This window comes from Amycolatopsis sp. (assembly GCF_025464955.1).
Classification (GTDB): domain Bacteria; phylum Actinomycetota; class Actinomycetes; order Mycobacteriales; family Pseudonocardiaceae; genus Amycolatopsis.
Genome location: NZ_JAODNM010000062.1, coordinates 52,116 through 67,964, shown reverse-complemented (window position 1 = coordinate 67,964; position 15,849 = coordinate 52,116). Strand labels below are relative to the sequence as shown.

Annotated in this window: 18 protein-coding genes; 4 read left to right on the top strand and 14 right to left on the bottom strand. The window is 66.9% G+C overall.

The features are described from left to right. The 10 genes from JWQ81_RS13935 to JWQ81_RS13890 form a co-directional block, all read right to left on the bottom strand. On the bottom strand, window positions 1-360 hold the full coding sequence (locus JWQ81_RS13935; RefSeq protein WP_297541415.1) for a nuclear transport factor 2 family protein: 360 nt from the start codon (window positions 358-360) through the stop codon (window positions 1-3). Window positions 361-613: 253 nt separating this feature from the next. Beyond that, the gene (locus JWQ81_RS13930; protein ID WP_297541413.1) at window positions 614-1,669 is read right to left on the bottom strand and encodes a class I SAM-dependent methyltransferase; all 1,056 of its coding nucleotides are present in this window, start codon (window positions 1,667-1,669) and stop codon (window positions 614-616) included. Between the two features lie 107 nt (window positions 1,670-1,776). Beyond that, complete coding sequence (locus JWQ81_RS13925; RefSeq protein WP_297541411.1) at window positions 1,777-2,763, bottom strand: hypothetical protein; 987 nt, start codon at window positions 2,761-2,763, stop codon at window positions 1,777-1,779. A 136-nt stretch (window positions 2,764-2,899) separates the two neighbouring features. Further along, on the bottom strand, window positions 2,900-3,826 hold the full coding sequence (locus JWQ81_RS13920; RefSeq protein WP_297541408.1) for an SGNH/GDSL hydrolase family protein: 927 nt from the start codon (window positions 3,824-3,826) through the stop codon (window positions 2,900-2,902). Next, window positions 3,823-4,671 (bottom strand): SDR family oxidoreductase, encoded by an 849-nt coding sequence (locus JWQ81_RS13915; protein ID WP_297541405.1) that lies wholly within the window; start codon window positions 4,669-4,671, stop codon window positions 3,823-3,825. The genes JWQ81_RS13920 and JWQ81_RS13915 overlap by 4 nt, the downstream gene beginning before the upstream one ends. Window positions 4,672-4,687: 16 nt before the next feature. Beyond that, window positions 4,688-5,935 (bottom strand): MFS transporter, encoded by a 1,248-nt coding sequence (locus tag JWQ81_RS13910; RefSeq protein ID WP_297541403.1) that lies wholly within the window; start codon window positions 5,933-5,935, stop codon window positions 4,688-4,690. A gap of 80 nt (window positions 5,936-6,015) precedes the next feature. Next, window positions 6,016-6,915: an aromatic prenyltransferase gene (locus JWQ81_RS13905; protein WP_297541401.1), complete on the bottom strand. Its 900-nt coding sequence runs from the start codon at window positions 6,913-6,915 to the stop codon at window positions 6,016-6,018. Window positions 6,916-7,116: 201 nt separating this feature from the next. After that, window positions 7,117-7,767, bottom strand: coding sequence for a flavin reductase family protein (locus tag JWQ81_RS13900; RefSeq protein ID WP_297541400.1), 651 nt, complete (start codon window positions 7,765-7,767; stop codon window positions 7,117-7,119). A gap of 28 nt (window positions 7,768-7,795) precedes the next feature. After that, window positions 7,796-7,975, bottom strand: coding sequence for a hypothetical protein (locus tag JWQ81_RS13895; RefSeq protein ID WP_297541398.1), 180 nt, complete (start codon window positions 7,973-7,975; stop codon window positions 7,796-7,798). Then, the gene (locus JWQ81_RS13890; protein ID WP_297541396.1) at window positions 7,963-8,793 is read right to left on the bottom strand and encodes an NAD(P)/FAD-dependent oxidoreductase; all 831 of its coding nucleotides are present in this window, start codon (window positions 8,791-8,793) and stop codon (window positions 7,963-7,965) included. Before JWQ81_RS13890 ends, JWQ81_RS13895 begins: the two co-directional genes overlap by 13 nt. Here JWQ81_RS13890 and JWQ81_RS13885 point away from each other — a divergent pair. From JWQ81_RS13885 to JWQ81_RS13875, 3 genes are all read left to right on the top strand, one after another. After that, window positions 8,768-9,118 carry a hypothetical protein gene (locus tag JWQ81_RS13885; RefSeq protein ID WP_297541394.1) on the top strand — a complete coding sequence of 117 codons (351 nt, stop codon included), beginning with the start codon at window positions 8,768-8,770 and terminating at the stop codon, window positions 9,116-9,118. The genes JWQ81_RS13890 and JWQ81_RS13885 overlap by 26 nt on opposite strands. A 67-nt stretch (window positions 9,119-9,185) precedes the next feature. Further along, on the top strand, window positions 9,186-9,800 hold the full coding sequence (locus JWQ81_RS13880) for a helix-turn-helix domain-containing protein (RefSeq protein WP_297541451.1): 615 nt from the start codon (window positions 9,186-9,188) through the stop codon (window positions 9,798-9,800). Further along, entirely contained in the window at window positions 9,797-10,687 is an 891-nt protein-coding gene (locus JWQ81_RS13875; protein WP_297541392.1) for an SRPBCC domain-containing protein, read from the top strand. Before JWQ81_RS13880 ends, JWQ81_RS13875 begins: the two co-directional genes overlap by 4 nt. 229 nt (window positions 10,688-10,916) lie before the next feature. On the opposite strand, the gene JWQ81_RS13870 is transcribed toward JWQ81_RS13875, so the two are convergent. From JWQ81_RS13870 to JWQ81_RS13855, 4 genes are all read right to left on the bottom strand, one after another. After that, window positions 10,917-12,299, bottom strand: coding sequence for an amylo-alpha-1,6-glucosidase (locus tag JWQ81_RS13870; RefSeq protein ID WP_297541389.1), 1,383 nt, complete (start codon window positions 12,297-12,299; stop codon window positions 10,917-10,919). Window positions 12,300-12,318: 19 nt separating this feature from the next. Further along, window positions 12,319-13,014, bottom strand: coding sequence for an ATP-grasp domain-containing protein (locus JWQ81_RS13865; RefSeq protein ID WP_297541387.1), 696 nt, complete (start codon window positions 13,012-13,014; stop codon window positions 12,319-12,321). A gap of 21 nt (window positions 13,015-13,035) precedes the next feature. Beyond that, entirely contained in the window at window positions 13,036-13,173 is a 138-nt protein-coding gene (locus JWQ81_RS13860) for a hypothetical protein (RefSeq protein WP_297541385.1), read from the bottom strand. Between the two features lie 75 nt (window positions 13,174-13,248). Then, window positions 13,249-13,590: a cupin domain-containing protein gene (locus JWQ81_RS13855; protein ID WP_297541383.1), complete on the bottom strand. Its 342-nt coding sequence runs from the start codon at window positions 13,588-13,590 to the stop codon at window positions 13,249-13,251. A 184-nt stretch (window positions 13,591-13,774) separates the two neighbouring features. Between JWQ81_RS13855 and efeU the strand changes: the two genes are divergently transcribed. Beyond that, the gene (gene efeU, locus JWQ81_RS44925; RefSeq protein ID WP_366942287.1) at window positions 13,775-15,817 is read left to right on the top strand and encodes an iron uptake transporter permease EfeU; all 2,043 of its coding nucleotides are present in this window, start codon (window positions 13,775-13,777) and stop codon (window positions 15,815-15,817) included. Window positions 15,818-15,849 lie beyond the last annotated feature (32 nt).

The window sequence follows — 15,849 nt, the reverse complement described above, 5'->3', positions numbered from 1 at the left end:
TCAGCCCCTGATCTCGGGGCGGTCGATGATCCGCAGCCAGCTGCCGTCGGGCTGCCGCCGGACAACCTGGGTCCGGCCGCCGGTGTTGTCCGCCGACTTCGTCGAGGTCAGCGCGAGATCGCCGTGATAGACGGTCGGCAGCGCTTCCTCGACCTTGAAGTCCGACAGGTGCTTGAGCATTTCCTCCAGCACCTTGAGGATCGCTTCGCGGCCGACTGTCGCCGAACCCGGTGGGTAGGCGAGCACGGCGTCTTCTTCGTACAGCGCGGCAAGTCCTTCGGCGTCACCGGCGTTGGCCCGTTGCGCGAACAGGCGGGCGAGGGCTTCGGGTTCGGTGGCGCGTTCACGGTTCTGAGTCATGAACCCAGTCTGCGAGCCGGCCGACGAGAAGTCCAAGAGCTGGTTCTGATCCAAACCAGAACTTCTGGTTATGGTTCAGCAGAGATCGACGGCCGCCACGGTCAGCTCGACACCGACTTGCGATGCTGAGCGTCCGCAAGCAGGGCACTCTTGTCCAAAAGTGCCCCGCAACTCGCCGTCGACTTGCGGTCTCTGAGAAACTGAGAGACCCCACAAAAGTGCGACGCCGGGAGCGCGCGAGTGCCCGCCCAGCTCAGGCGCCCTTTCGCGCGACCACCCGGAAAGCATTGGACATCCCTCGTTTACGGCCGATCGGCGCGGTGAGTTGGTCGATGACGATGGCGACCAGAAAGACCGGGATGCTCAGGAGCCAGCCGACCTTGCGCCGCAGGACCTGCAGGCGTGTCGGGCGGTCCTGGCGCCAGGCCAGGTCCTCGCCGCTGATCGTGACCGCGTTGACCGCGAGCGACGTGGCGCAGACCAGATCCGAGGCAGAATGCGGCTCGGCACGTTGCTCGGCGACCACGGTGAAGCCCAGTGCGGTCAGTTCCGCGCGAAGGTTCCCGATCGAGATCAGGTTCAGGTGCTGCGGCTGCAGCCACGGCAGCCACCAGCGGCCGAGCAAACGGCCCCACCGCGACTCGGGATCGGGCAGCTCGATGGCCAGGTACCCGCCTTCGGACAGCGCCACCGCGGCGGCGGCGAGCTCGCTCTTCGGGTCGGTGGTGTGCTCAAGGTAGTGGTACATGCTGATCACGTCGTACCGGCCGGAAAGTTCCTCGGCCAGCTCGACGAAGTTGCCGCGGTAGGCCCGGCGAATCCGGTTGTCCTGCTGCGCCAGTTCGACACCCTCGGTCATGTCCAGACCATCGAACTCGGTATCCGGAAGAACCTTCTTCGCGTCTCGGCAGAAATGTCCGTGCCCGGTACCTACGTCGAGCCACTGCCCTGGCGAACAGATCGAGGCGACCAGCCGAGCCCGGCCTTCATAGCCTTTGCTGTTCACCTCGAACATGTTGTTCATGTTCTTCTCGCCGAGGCCGTCGTAACAGTCCCGGTAGTAGAAGTCGAGGCCTTCCGGAGCCAGCCGCGGGTTCTGGAAGATGTGCCCACAGTCCTCACAGGCCTCCAGCACGAAGCGACCTGGCTTGTGCTGCAGCAGATCCGTCGTCCGCAGCCGCACGACGAGTTGCTTCGAATCGCACCACGGACACGTTTCGCGGCGTTCTTCGAAGAACCGGTCGGTGCCGGCGGCGAGGTCGGACAGGTAGGCGGGCCTGCGTTCAGCGACCGCGTCGATCTCCGTCATGTGCGAGGAGTGTAGTGATGACGAACCGGCGTGTCGTTAATTTGACGCAACAAATAGGGGCACTACGGAAACTGCCGACCCCGGCCCGGGGTTTCGGTTCACCCGGGTCACGGGGCCTGGATCCGCCAGAGCGCGGTCGGCGACTCGCCGGGGCCGGACGTCGACTCGAACGCGATCCAGTGCCCGTCCGGCGACCAGCTCGGCGCCCCGCTGTACGCGGCGTCGACGTGGGTCACCTGGACCGGAGTGCCGGCGCTCAGCCCTGAGGTCACGAACAGCTGGGACCGGCCGGTGACCCCGAGATCGGACGAATACACCACCCGGGTCCCCTCCGGCGACCAGCTGGCATCGGTGTTCTCGCCACCGTTGGTGAGGCTGAGCGGCGCTGTCCCGTCCGGCGCAACGGTGACCAGGTCCCAGGTGCCGGCCGCGGCGGTGGCCGAGTGGGACTGGAACACGATCCGGTCGCCGCGCGGGGACCAGTTCGGCTCGCGGTTGTCCGTCCCGGTGCCCGGCCCGTCGACCAGCCTGGTCAGGTTGCTGCCGTCCGCGCGGACCTTCCAGATGCTGCCCGACGCGGCCTGCCCGTCCTGGTCAAGGTTCTCCTGGAAGACGATCCAAACACCGTCCGGCGAGAAACTCGGCTCGGTGAAGCCGCGCGGTTTCGCGTGTTCGGTGACCCGCTTCGGCGAACTGCCCGGAACGGGTTTCATGGTCCAGACCTCGTCGAGATCGGTCCGGTCGAAGGAGAACGTCACCAGCCCTGCCGGACCGTTCCAGCTCGAGCCCGGCAGGTTGACCGCGCTCTGGTCGCCTTCGGCCAGCAGCACGGCCGGCTCGGCCCCGGAACCCGGGTCGAGCAGTTCGAGACGGGCCGCACCTTGGTTGTAGTTGTCGGGGAACAACGTGAGCAAGACAGTCTTGCCGTCCGGCGAAAACGCGGCATTCTGCGCGCTGGCGGTGAGCCCGGGCGGCCGATACAGCAGCTCGGCACCGTCGGCCCGCGTCTCGGCAGGCGCGCCGAACGCGGTGCCCGGCACGGAAACGGCCAGCAGGACGGACGCACACACCATCATCATCGACAGTCTCGACACCTTGGTCTCCCCCGGTTTCACCGGGTGCGGTCCGCGCCCGGTCGTACCGGTGATCCTGGCGTAGGGACCGTCCCGTCGACATGGGACTTATGTCCCGATCACCCGGGAGAGCTTGTTATGTCCGTTTGCCTGCCTTTCAGGGCAGGTGATGGACGGCGTCGAGGACGATCTCGCTCTGCGCGGCGGCTCCGGCGCCGTTGGGATGGAACGGGAACGCCAGCAGCAGCGGGTTGCTCACCGAAAGCGGGATGAGCCCGGCGACGTCGGCGACCGTGGGGGCCTCGCAGACGTCGTGTCCCAGCGTCGGGGTGTAGGTGTCGACGAGCTGGACGTGGGAGGCGGTCGCGACGGCTGCGAGCATGGCGTTCATCTGCAGGAACTTCGCCTGCAGATACGCCACATCGGGATCGAGGACCGGGACGATCGGCCAGCAGCCCTTCCCGTTCGCCGGCAACCCGGCCAGATAGTTGACCAGCAGGATCCGGGCGTGCGGCGACCGCTGGTGGATCTGCGCCAGCGCGGTCGCGATCTTCGGCGCGGTCGCGGTGATCGCCACGGCGACGCTGTCGACCCCGCCCTTCGGCGCGAGCTTGTCCTTGCAGTAGCCACCAAGCGGCGCGGGCGTGCCGAGGCCGAGGTTGGGCAGCAGGTTGAGGCAGCCCTCGATGTCGCCGGCGAGGCCGATGTCGTTGCCGCCCATCCCGAGCGTGACGAGGTCGGTGGTCGGGGTGAGCCGGTCGAACTGCGGCGGGTTGACGCCGCCGAGCGCCGCTGTCTGCGGCTGCGTCAGGCTCACCGTCGTCGCGCTGCCGCAGCTGGCGTCGCGAAAGTTGCTGATGCCGAGGGCGCCGGCGACCTCGTGCGGGTAGTCCGTGACGGACTGCGCGCAGTCGAGCGGCGTGAACTGCGTCGTCGGCGGGAACGTCGTGAAGACGTCTGCGGTCCAGGAGTCACCGAGCGCGACGTACTCGTGATAGACCGGTGCGGCCGCGTTCGCGGGTATCGCCGCGAGCATTCCGACCGCCACCATCGCCGCGATCGCGGCCGAACGGATTCTGTTCACGGCAGGTACCGGTCCTTCTGTGGTGGGGTGTTCGCCGAATGGACCTTGGCTATCGCGCGGTCCCAGGAAAAGTTGAGCACCGGGCCGGCCAGTCCGGCGAACACGCGCATGGCGTTGGCCGCCGGCGAAGGGCAGATCGCGAAGCGGCGGCGATCGATGCCGGTGAGGATCGCCTTCGCGACTTCCTGCGGGCTGAGCAAGCGGAAGCCGCCGTTGAGGGCCTGCAGCTCGGCGGGTTTGTACTGCTGCTCTTCGACGTACTGCGGGGTGTCGGTGTCGAGCGGGTAGACGATGGCGGCGTGGACACCGTGCGGTTTCAGCTCGGCTCGCAGCGACTCCATCAGCCCGCGGACCGCGTACTTGGCCGGGGTGTACGCCGAGTAGCCGAAGAGGCCGATCAGCGCGACGGCCGAAGAAACGGCGACGACGCTCCCCCGGCCGCGCGCGATCATGCCGGGCACGACGGCCCTCATCGCGGTCAACGTCCCGAAGTAGTCGATCTCCATCATTTCCCGGAACACTTCGTCGGACAGCTCGGTGAACCGGCCCGGGCGGGCGACTCCGGCGCAGGCGACGAGGACTTCGCACGGCCCAGCAGCGTCGGCCAGCTCCCCGATCGCCGATCTGAGCGCGTCGGCCTCGGACACGTCGACAGCCCGCGTCTGCACCGTCGCTCCCCCGTGGCGCAGGTCGTCCGCGGCGGCCTCCAGCCGGGACTCGCCACGGGCGATCAACGAGACCGTCGCCCCGCGACCGGCCAGCTGCCGAGCGGTCTCGAGCCCGATTCCGCTGGAGCCGCCGGTGACGATCGCGTGCGCGCCGCGAAGGTCGACCGATCGCCTCACCACGTCACCCCCCAGCTCATCGGACGGAACGCACGCGATAGACCATCGCGGCGCCGATCAACGTGGCCACCCCCGCGACGGCGAACAGCACGGTGTATCCACCGAGGACAGTGATGACCAGCGCCGCGGCCAGCGGGGCCAGCGACTGGGGCACATTGGTGCCGACGTTCATGATCCCGAGGTCCTTCGCGCGGCTCTCCGCGTCCGGCAGCACCTGGATGACCAGCGCCTGGTCGACCGACAGGAACGCGCCGTACCCCGCGCCGAGGAAGCCCGCGGCGATCTCCGCGGTGGTGAAACTGGGCCAGATGACCAGCAGCAGCGCGGCGATCGCCTGCAGACACGACGCGCTGGCGACGAAGATCCGGCGACGGCCGGTGCGGTCCGACGCGGCGCCGCCGAGGTAGGTCGCGAGCAGCGTGAACACGAGGTAGATGGCGGTGGCGACCAGCAGCGCGTTGTCCGGATCGGCCAGCTTGAGGCTGTCGGTGAAGAAGTACAGCAGGTACGTAGTGGACAGTGCGTTGCCGAAGTTGACCATCAACCGGCCGCCGAACGCCCAGGCGAAATCCGGGTTGGCCCGCGGGCTGACCCACATACTGTCGGTGAGGGTGCGCACGGACAGCGGCAGTTTCGGCTGGTTACCGGCAGATTCGCGGTAACGCAGCACGAACGGCGTCGCGCAGACGACCGCGACCACCGCGAGCAGCAGGTAGCCGGTGATCGTCCCGGTGATCAGCTGGGTGACCACCACGAGCCCGACCAGGATCCCGACCGCCTGGGGACCGAACATCGCCGCCGAAACCTTGCCGCGCTGGTTCTCCGGCACCTGGTCCGCCACCGCGGCCGTCAACCCCGCCGAAGACATCGAGAAGCCGAGCGAAGCCACCAGCCAGCAGACCGCGACGCCGCCCCATGAGCCCTGCAGCCCGGTCAGCGCGAGCGCCACCACGAACACGACGATGCCGGCGGCCATCCACACTCGACGTCGGCCGAACCGCGACCTGGTGTGGTCACACAGCGCCCCGCAGACCGGCAACGCGATCAACGCCACCACGCCCGCGAGCCCGTTGATCACCGCGAAGTCGCGGACCTTGTGGACGCTGTCGAGCGCGGCGAGCTGGTTAGGCAGGAGCAGCTGGACGGGCACCAGCCAGGCCAGCCAGAACCCGAACCACAACAAGGTGAAGCGACCTGTCCACGCCCTTGAGACCGGGCGCACGGGCTGCGACTCGGTGTCGGACGTGATGTCGGCCGAGCTCATCGCCGTCCCCCTCGCCGCCTCCGTTTGGTCGAGCGATCGTCGCAGGTCAACGTCGCGTTAGGAAGGACCAAATGGAGTGATCAGCCGGCGGCGTGGATTACTCTCGGCATCGGCTGCGCGGCGGAGACACCGCTGAAGCAGCTTCGTTCGGCCTCGACGTAGGTCTTGCCGCCGCCACCGAATGACCATCGCACCGCGTTCGACTCCTCGGCGTCGTAGGACGGCGCGAGGAAAAAGAACAGCGAAAGCCTGCCGTTGATCTTCGGAAAGTTGCCCGCCGGAAGCTTGACCGCGTAGAACCCCACCCGCTCCAGCTTCCCCGTCTCGACCGAAATAGTGACCGAGAACGTGTATGCCCGAACCCGAAGGTAGCGCTGCATTTCCTGAGCAAGCTTCCTTTCCGGCGGAGTCGCGTCCACTATTTGCGTGAACCGGACGCACTGCTCGTCGGTCAGCGGCCCCGGCGCGCGGAAATAGAGCGTCACCGCGTTGTTGAGGTAGTCGACGGAGACGTGCCGGCAGCTCGTCAGCGCGAGGTCGGCGAACAACGGAGCGTGCCGCCGGACCGTGCGCGGCACTCCGCGGACGCCGAGGACGTCGTCGAGTGGGATCGTACCCCCGAGATAGACACAGGTCTTGGCCAAGCCGCGGCCCGCGTCGAAGTCGCAGGACTGCTCCGGACGTCCGCCGTGGAGCGCGCTCCACGACTGGATCAGCGGCACCAGGCTCGCGTTCGCGGTGAGCAACCCGGCACCCACCGCGACGCCGACCGTGTCCTTGCGCTTACGCGCATAAAACCGGTAATTGAGCGGATCGCCGGGCCGGTCGGTGGTCCGGAGCAAAACCGGGCCATCGATGAACCTGTCCGCGTACACCTGCAGCGCCCGCCGGTTCGCCGGCTCCGAGAATGGAGCGTCGAGTACCGTGGCGACATTTCCCAAATCGGTCAGGAACCTTCTCAGTGAGAATTCCGCACCCATTGAACCCGCCTCCATTCCACTGTGGAACTCAGCGTAAGCATCCACCGGATGGTCCTTGACGGAAGAGTGACACCTGTGCTCTTTGAGACACCGATCACTACCCGAAGATGGCGAAGGTGCCGCGACCGGGAGTTCGCCGACCACGCACGGCAAGCAGGCGCTCACCCGCGATGAACTTGGTCGTGTGTCCCAGCGTCGCGGCTATTCGTCGCTTTTGTTCTTATAGTGCCCAGGCCACTTGGCATGCGGGATGCGCGCGATGGTCAGGATTTCGCCGAGCCGGGACCATTCGTCGCCGCCGAGTCGCGCCAGCGGACGGAGTTTCTCGCTCGAGGGCAGGGAGCCCCCGTACCTGTCCGGCGAAAAGACGTCCGCGTCGATGGCCGCATGCAGGACCCTGCCGATGACGACAATCGACTTACCGGAGTTGCCGAGTTCGATATCGCGCTCCAAGCGGCATTCGAGCGCGACCGGCGACTCCGCGACCCGGTAGGGCTTCACCGTGGAACTGGTTTCCCGGGTGAGCCCGACCGCGTCGAACTCGCTGATGTCGCGGGGGAAGTCCGTGCCGCTCGCGTTGATCTGCTCGAACATCGACTCGTTGGCCAGGTTGACGACGAACTCGCCGGTCTCCCGGATGTTCAGCAGCGAGTCCTTCACCCCGATCGAGGTGAACTGCACCATCGGCGGGTCCACACAGGACACGGTGAAGAACGAATGCGGGGCGAGGTTGTCGACCCCGGCCGCCGACCGCGACGACACCCAGGCGATCGGGCGGGGCACGACGACGGACGTCAGCAGCCGATAGAACGCTCCCGGGCCGACGACCTCGGGATCCAGATCAGTACGCATGTGTTCAGCTCTCGCGTCGACGACATTTTCACCCTACCGGAGTCGTCGAATCCCGTTCCTGACGACGGTATCCGCCGGTTCTGGTGCCGAACCGCAGCGCGACGACGTCGAGCGGGTAGTTCTGCGTCGACCGCCACGGCTTGCGCACGCCCTGCTTGGGCGGCTCGGCGGCGGCGCGCTTGATGTACCCGGAGCTCAGGTCGAGCAACGGCCTGCCTTCGCCCGCCGAATCCACGCCGGCCCGCGGGGCACACTCCGTGTAGCCGTGGTCCACGACTGGTTGGTGTAGCCGACGGACCACGCGAGGTTCGGGACGCCGTCGAACATCATGCCCTGGTAGGCCAACGTGCGGCCCGGGTCCACCGGCGTGCCGTCCACGACGAAGCTGATCTGCCCGAAGGACACCATCTTGAGGCCGGTCGCGGTCACGATGATGTCGGCGTCGAGTTCCTCGCCGGAGACCAGTTCGATGCCCCGAGGCGTGAACCGTTCGATCCGATCGGTGACCATCGACGCTCGCTTCGCCTTGAGTGCCTTGAACAGGTCACCGTCGGGAACCAGGCAAAGCCGCTGGTCCCAAGGGGCGTAGTCGGGCGAGAAATGCGGGTCGATCGGCACCGAATCGCCGACTTGAAGGGCAATTCCGCCCCGGAGGAGCGCGGCAGCACGCGCGGGCCGCAGCCGGAAGTACTGGTAGAACAGGTTGGCGCGCACGATGTTCCGCGTCCGGATCACCCGGTATGCGAGTTCTGACGGCAGGTACGCGCGAATCCGGTTCGCAACGTGCACGATCCGGCCCCCGAAGTCCTCCTGCCCGGGGAAGTCGACGACGTGCCCGACGTCTGCGCTGTAGTAGCCGCTGCACAGGTAGAGGAACGAACACGTGTACCGCGCGAATTCCGTGCCGTGGGTGACCTCGACCGTCCACGGCGAGTCGCTTGTGGACCAGGACGCCCGCGTGACCCAGTGGCCGAACCGGATGTGGCGGTCGATTCCGTACGTGCTGGATGCCCATCTCGCCGTCACCGCCGACTTCGACCCTGCCGACCTCGTCGACCGCGCGCTCGAAGTGCACGCCCCCCTCAACCAGGACCCGCCGGGCCTGCTCGGGTTCCTGCTGTCGACCCCGGGCGTCACACGTTCACCCGGCGTCGCCGAAGCGATCAACGACCGGATCGTGGTACTCCTCCGCCGCGGGGCACCGGACTTGTCGGATGACCGCCGGACCGTCGCGGCCGGGATGATCATGAACATCACCAACGGCCTGTACGCCCTGGGCCGACCCGCCGGCGCCGCCGTCCGAGCCGAGGTCCGCCACGCCCTACTCAGCTACATCACGACGCTGGTCTAGGCACCCGACCGAAGTCGTCGTCGACCAATTGACAAAAGTAATTTTTGCGTACAGAATAATTTTTGTGATCAGAGACCTCCTCTACCTGGAGCGCGTCGAGCAGGCCGAGACGCTGCTCAAACCGCAGCGCATCGAGGTACTGCGGCAGTTGGCCGAGCCGCGCTCGTGCACCGAGGTCGCCGCTCGGCTGGACCAGACCCAGCAGCGCGTCTACTACCACGTCAAGCGGCTCGTCGAGCACGGCCTCGTCACCCTGGTCGACGAGCGCCGGGTGCGCGGCATCAACGAGGGTGTCTACCAGGCCACCGCGCGCGCCTACTGGCTCTCCCCGCGCCTCGTCGGCCGGATCGGCCAACGCCAGCAACGTGACGAAGCCAGCCTCGGCTACCTCCTCGACCTCATGGAAGAGGTCCAGTCCGACGTCGCCGACCTCCACACCCAAGCGGCCCACCAAGCAGGCCAGCACAGCGAAGCGGACCTGCCGTCACTCGGCGTCTCCGGCGAGATCCGGGTGCGACCGGACCGGCGCCCCGAGTTCATGGCCGACCTGAAGACCGCCCTGCAGGACCTCTTCACCAAATACGGCGGCGACGAAGGCGACGCGTTCAAACTCGCCGTCGCCTGCTACCCCGACCGCCCCCACGACGAAGAAGACACCATCCGACAAGGAGAAAATCGATGAGCACGTTGAAGAAGCGCATCCGGATCGCCGCCTCACCGCTCGCGGTACACCGCGCTCTCACCGACCCGGCGGCGCTGCAGGTCTGGCTCACCGAACACGCCGAGGTGAACCTGCCCGACCGGTACCAGTTCTGGGGTCGCTTCACCCCGGACGGCGAAGGGCCGAACCAGCGCCTGCTGCACGTCGATGACAGCTCGCTGCGCTTCGACTGGCAACTCGACGGCGTCACCACGACCGTCGACATTGGACTGGCCGCCGAGTCAGGACCGGGCGGGGACAGCGGATCGACCCTGCTGACGCTCACCCAGACCGAGGTCACCGGCTGGCCCGAGCTGCTGACGGACACCAGCAACCGCAGTCTGATGCACACCTACTGGGCGCTGGCCCTGGCCAACCTGGCTGACTACGCCGAAGGGCGGGAACCCATCGCGCGGTGCGACTTCACCAGCCCGGTGCTGCGCGGCGAGATCCTGATCGACGCCGACCGGCTCGCGGTTTACGCGTCGCTGACCGAGCCGGAGCAGTTCTCCCGATGGTTCGGCGCGAAGGTCGACGCCGAGCTGTACCCGGGCGGCCGCTGGGCGATGGGCGGTTTCGAGGCGAACACCGAACCCGCGCACATCGTCGACATCCAGCCGGGCCGTTCGATGTCGGTCGACTGGGGCGACATGGTCGAGTCCTGGGAGCTGGCCGACTCGGCGGGGCACACCCGGCTGACCTATGTCCAAAGTGGATTCGACGAAACCCGGCCGCCGTACGCCGGCTGGCTGGGTGCGCTCGGCGGCCTGGCGGAACTGCGCCGCTACCACGAAAACAAGAACTGGCGCACCATGTGGGTCGAGGTGCGGCTCGAAGGCATCCCGGAAGGACTCCTGACAATCAACTAGCCGACGCCTCTCCAGGCAACACCCTGCATCAACGCATCTAGACCACCGACCACGACACACCTCGGCGAACAAGATCACCCGAGTAGTGCGACGACGCGCGTGTGGCGACCGGAGGTTCCGCCCCTGGCGGGTGTTTCCGCTGCCGAACACCACCAGAGCCCTTACGTGGAGCGGAAACACCCATCCGGCGCCAGCTTGAAACCCACCACCAAACGAGCGAGCGAAAACGTCAGGAGTCAACCAGACTGATCACAACCTCGTGCACTCCAGTCAGATCCGACGGAATGCTGGGATCGTCACGAGGTTCCCCATCCAACTCGAACCGCACAGCCTCGACACCAGATCCAGCCACAGCGAGGTTCAGCGTCATCCCGCGATAGCGCAGCCCAGTCAGTGACAGACCATCGAACCCGGGTGGCACGACTGGGGCGAAACGGATCGAGTCCGCCTCGAAGTCCATTCCGAACAGTCCGTGGTGGACCATGGACAGATAGCCGGCCGCGCTCCACAACTGACGTGGCGACCCGCCGGGCTTGCCGTCCTCGGGCAGATAGAACTCCGAAAACGTGGTGTCCTTCTTGGACAGTTCTAGCAGGCTGTCCAGCTCAGCACCGAACCGTACGATGTCTCGCTGAGACACAGCAGCCCTCGCCCAATAAGCCTGGACGAACGGCCAGACCGTGCCGTTGTGGTAGAAGTCGGAGTCACTGCGTTTGCTGTAGTCCGTCCATTCCGGATACTGCGGCCACAGCGACGGGATTCCATGCGGCGTGGTGGGCGTGTTCGCCAGGATGCTCGCCGCTTTCACAGAATCCGCGACTCCCCACAGGATCGCGAAGGACTCGCCAGTCGCCTCCATCCGATCCGAGGCCACACCGTCCTCGTCCTCGTAGTAGGCGTAGTAGCCCTTGTCCTGCCACCACAATCGCGTGTTGATCGCGTCTTTCAGCTTCCCGGCCTTGACTTCGAAAGACCCGACGTCCTGCCCCAGCAGCCGTCCCATCCGAGCGGCGAGGACATAGCCCCGATAGTGCAGCAAGTTGGTGCTGAGCGCCTTCGTTTTCCCCACCAGCGAACCCTTGTGGGCGTACTTCCCCGGATAGCCGCTGTTGGACTCCATGAACGTCGAGCAGCCGGTGAACAGCCCCGAGGAGCTGTCGAAAACCTCCCGTTCAGCTCGGGCGAGGGTATTCTTTGTGACGTCGTGGCTCCACCGCAGGAACTCCTGGTCACCGGACGCCGTATAGACCGACCAAGCCCCGACCGCGCCGACGATCGCGTCAGTCAGGTTCGGCCAGCCGCCGAAATGTCCGCACGAGTCCTGCCGCCAAACCACCCCGTACCGGCCGCGTTTGGCCATGTCCCGCAGGGTGGCCATGGCGACACCGGGATGCACCAAACCGGCCCCGGCGTCGACGGCGTACGCCGTGTCCCTGGTCCACAACTGGTTCCAGGTCAGTCCGGCGATGAACTTGCCGCGCACGACGTCACCCGCGATGTCCGCGATCGCCTTGCGGTACGCGACGTCGTAGTCGTCACGGCCCGAAGCGAACACCGGGGGCTCCCCCGCCGGCGCCGTCTTGCCGAAGAATCGGCCCATCCACCCCTGCATTCCCGCCACAGTACGGGTCTCAGCCGGCGAAGTCCTTGCGAAGCATGGCGATCATCGCCTCCGGCGTAATGGTGACCGGCCGATCGCTGACCTGGCCGTCTCCCAGTTCGACGACCCGCCAGGCACCGTCGGCCCGCAGCGCGAGGTCCACCGTCACGAATGGCAGCCCCAACGCCGCGACCAGCGGCTGGACCGCGGCCAGGTCGAGCTCGGCAGGCGGCGGGTCGCCGGGCGTGTCAGGATGCGGTCCGATCAGGCGGCAGACACCGTCGACCCACCAGGTGCGCACCTCCGACGAGGTGAAGTCCTCGAAAGCGCGAAGGACGAACCCGCCGACCATGTCGTCGTCGCGCAGCTGCCGGAACCGGTTCGCCACAGCCCAGGCAGCGTCCGCGTCGTCGAGCTCGGGGATGAACGCTGCTTCGTGCCAGTAGTGCTTCATCGACTTCGCATAGTCACGCAACACAGCGGGACCACTGCCGAGACCGCCACGCGCTTGGTCGAACGCGGCACGCTCATCACCGACGGTCCACGTCGAACGCGGGGTGACAGCCTCCAGCGGGTCATACCAACCCGGTAACTCGTGTGCTCGCTGATACTGGTCGGCATCGGTGCGCAGAGTGACCCCGCGCGCTGCCAGCGCCAAAGCGAACGCCGCGTACTGCTCACCACGCAGCATCCAGCCGCGGTAGACGGCATCTCCGCTCGCAGGCACCCCGCGTACCGCTTCAGCGGCTCAACCTGCCCTGGTCAGCGCGTCATGATCGACCAGCGCGACATCGATACCGCACTCGCGGGCAGCACGCGCCTCTTCGGCGAAATGCTCGTCGGGACGACGCGGTCGAAGGACGTCGGACGGAACGAGTAGCAGCATGCGCACATCGTGCCCTGCTGGGACCCGAGCCTCCACGTCTTTTCCCGATCTGCGGCCCGAACCGGTCCGCAGCAGCTATTCGGCCTTGTTGCGGGCCATGAAAGTTTCCGCGGTGCCCGCGTCGGGGTCGACGAACACGATGTCGTCCGGTCGGCGGCGCGGAACGTCGATCGCCAGGAACACCAGCGGCTCCTCGACTATCCGCGGAAAGCCGTGGACCTTCTTCTTCTCGAAGCACAGGAACATTCCCGGCTTGGCTTCGTACTCCTCGCCGTCGAGGTGAAAGGTGCCGCGTCCGCTGACGACGTAGAGGTGCTCGTCGCACTCGTTGTGAAAATGGAGCGGAACCTCCCGATATATCCGAAAAATCCGGGCACTGGCTGTCGCCTTGTCGACGAAGTACTTGTCGACCAACATCGTGTCCGCTGTGTCCGGTAAGAGTGAAGTTTCCTCGAATATGTCGAAAACACTGCTTGTGTTATCGCTTTCCATTTTCAACCTCCTCGTCCGCTGCTTCTTTCAGCTTAGGGCACCCCCTCACGCTGGAAACACCTCCAGGAATTAAGTTAGCCTTACTTGACTTTGCGGGGAGGGAGGCTCGATGTGGGCTTACGCGCTGCCGAACCTGTTGATCGGGTTGCGGGAAGGGCTGGAAGCGGGGCTCGTGGTGAGCATTCTGGTCGCCGCCATCCGCAAAACGGGCCTTTCCGACACCCCGGCCGGTCGCCGGATTTCCACCGCGCCGATTTGGCTGGGCGTAGTGGCCGCCGTCGTGCTGGCGCTCAGTTTCGGCGCCGTGCTCACGTTCTACCGCTCGATCCTGTCGACCACCGGGCAGGAAGCACTGGGCGGCTCCCTCAGCGTGATCGCCGTGGTCCTCGTCACCGCGATGATCTTCTGGATGCGCCGCACCGCCCGTTCGCTTTCTGGCGAGTTGCGGGCCAAGGTCGCGACCGCCCTGAAGATCAGCACCGCCGCGCTCGCCCTGACCGCGTTCCTCGCCGTCGGCCGCGAAGGCGTCGAGACGGCGTTGTTCCTGTTCACCGCCGCGCAGGCGTCCGGGCAGACCGTCGCCCCGCTGATCGGCGCCGCTGTCGGCATCGCGCTGGCCGTCGTGCTGTGCGTGCTGCTCTACCGCAGTACCGTGCGCATCCAGCTCGGCGTGTTCTTCAACCGCACCGCCGCACTGCTGATCGTGATCGCCGCCGGGGTGTTGGCCTACGGTCTCGGCGACCTGCAGGACGCCGGAATCCTGCCGGGACACACCTGGGTCGCGTTCGACCTGTCCCAGCACATCGACGCGTCGTCGTGGTGGGCGTCGATCATCACCGGCGTCACCGAGCTGTCGCCGAAGATGACCTGGCTGCAGGTGATCGCTTACGTCGTCTACCTGGCCAGCGTGCTGTTCGTCTTCCTGCAGGCGAGTTCGTCGGCACCAGCGCCCCCTCCCGCAGAGTCCGAGCCCGCTCTGGTGAAGGCCCCGCCCGCGCGACGCTGGGTCGTCACCGCGGTGGCTGCCGCGCTGGTCGTACCTCCGGTCGCGGCCGGCGCGCTGATCCTGTTCGCGCCAGGCAAAGCCACCGCGGGCTCGCAGCAGATCCAGGTCACGGCGTCGGCCTGCGCACCCGATTGGTCTGCCACCGGCGCCGGATCGCAGTCCTACACCGTGGTGAACAAGTCGGGCCACACCGTCGAGGTCAACCTCGTCCAAGCCGCCACCCAGGGCATCGCCGCCGAGATCGAGACGCTCGGCCCGGCCACCCAGGAGACCCTGTCGACCGGCCTCACCACGGGCGGCTACTTCTGGCGCTGCCTCGCCGACGGCCTGCCCGACATGACGTCGGCAACGCTCCAGATCTCCGGAGACACCGCCCAGGCTCCGCCGGCCGCGGTCAAACCGGTGACCACCGACGACCTGCAGCCGGCTGCGACCGCATACCAGGGCTACGTCAGGCCGAAGCTGGTCACGCTGCTCAGCCAGGTCGCGACGATCCGCGTGGACCTGGCGAGCGGGCAACTCCCGGCGGCACAACGGGATTGGCTGGCGGCGCAACTCACCTGGGAGCAGGTCGGCGCCGCGTACGACAGCTTCGGCGACTCGGGTGACGCCATCGACGGGCTGCCGCAGGCCCTGCCCAACGGCGTGAACGACAGCGGGTTCACCGGCCTGCACCGCCTGGAATACGGCCTCTGGCACGGTCAGTCCGCGGTCGCGCTGCTCCCCGTGGCCGACGCGCTCACCAGCGACATCACCACGTTGCAGGGCAAGTTGCCGCAGTTGACCATCGATCCCACGGACATGCCGATCCGCGCGCACGAGATCCTCGAAGACGCGCTGCGGGACCACTTGAACGGCCTGACCGACGAAGGTTCCGGCGCGGCGTACCAGGAGACCTACGCCGACGTCCAGGGCACCGAAGTCGTCCTCGGCGAGCTCGAGCCGCTGCTCACGCCTCGCGCGCCGCAGCTGCTGCCGACCATTCAGCGTCAGCTCGACACCCTGAGCCAGGCACTGCAGGCGACCCAGTGGCACAGCCCGGCGTCAACGCCGACGGCCGCGCAGGAGCGGGTGAACGCGACGCTCGGCGCGGTTCTGGAGAACCTGTCGGACGTCCCCGATCTGCTCGAAGTCCCCGCGCACTAAGGAACTCTGCGCACTAAAGAGAAGGCGCCAAC

Bases quoted from the DNA above. Each gene is read 5' to 3' on its own strand.
- JWQ81_RS13935 (WP_297541415.1), bottom strand. From the start codon at position 360: ATGACTCAGAACCGTGAACGCGCCACCGAACCCGAAGCCCTCGCCCGC.
- JWQ81_RS13930 (WP_297541413.1), bottom strand. From the start codon at position 1,669: ATGACGGAGATCGACGCGGTCGCTGAACGCAGGCCCGCCTACCTGTCC.
- JWQ81_RS13910 (WP_297541403.1), bottom strand. From the start codon at position 5,935: ATGAGCTCGGCCGACATCACGTCCGACACCGAGTCGCAGCCCGTGCGC.
- JWQ81_RS13905 (WP_297541401.1), bottom strand. From the start codon at position 6,915: ATGGGTGCGGAATTCTCACTGAGAAGGTTCCTGACCGATTTGGGAAAT.
- JWQ81_RS13900 (WP_297541400.1), bottom strand. From the start codon at position 7,767: ATGCGTACTGATCTGGATCCCGAGGTCGTCGGCCCGGGAGCGTTCTAT.
- JWQ81_RS13875 (WP_297541392.1), top strand. From the start codon at position 9,797: ATGAGCACGTTGAAGAAGCGCATCCGGATCGCCGCCTCACCGCTCGCG.
- JWQ81_RS13870 (WP_297541389.1), bottom strand. From the start codon at position 12,299: ATGCAGGGGTGGATGGGCCGATTCTTCGGCAAGACGGCGCCGGCGGGG.
- JWQ81_RS13860 (WP_297541385.1), bottom strand. From the start codon at position 13,173: ATGCTGCTACTCGTTCCGTCCGACGTCCTTCGACCGCGTCGTCCCGAC.
- JWQ81_RS13855 (WP_297541383.1), bottom strand. From the start codon at position 13,590: ATGTTGGTCGACAAGTACTTCGTCGACAAGGCGACAGCCAGTGCCCGG.
- efeU (WP_366942287.1), top strand. From the start codon at position 13,775: ATGTGGGCTTACGCGCTGCCGAACCTGTTGATCGGGTTGCGGGAAGGG.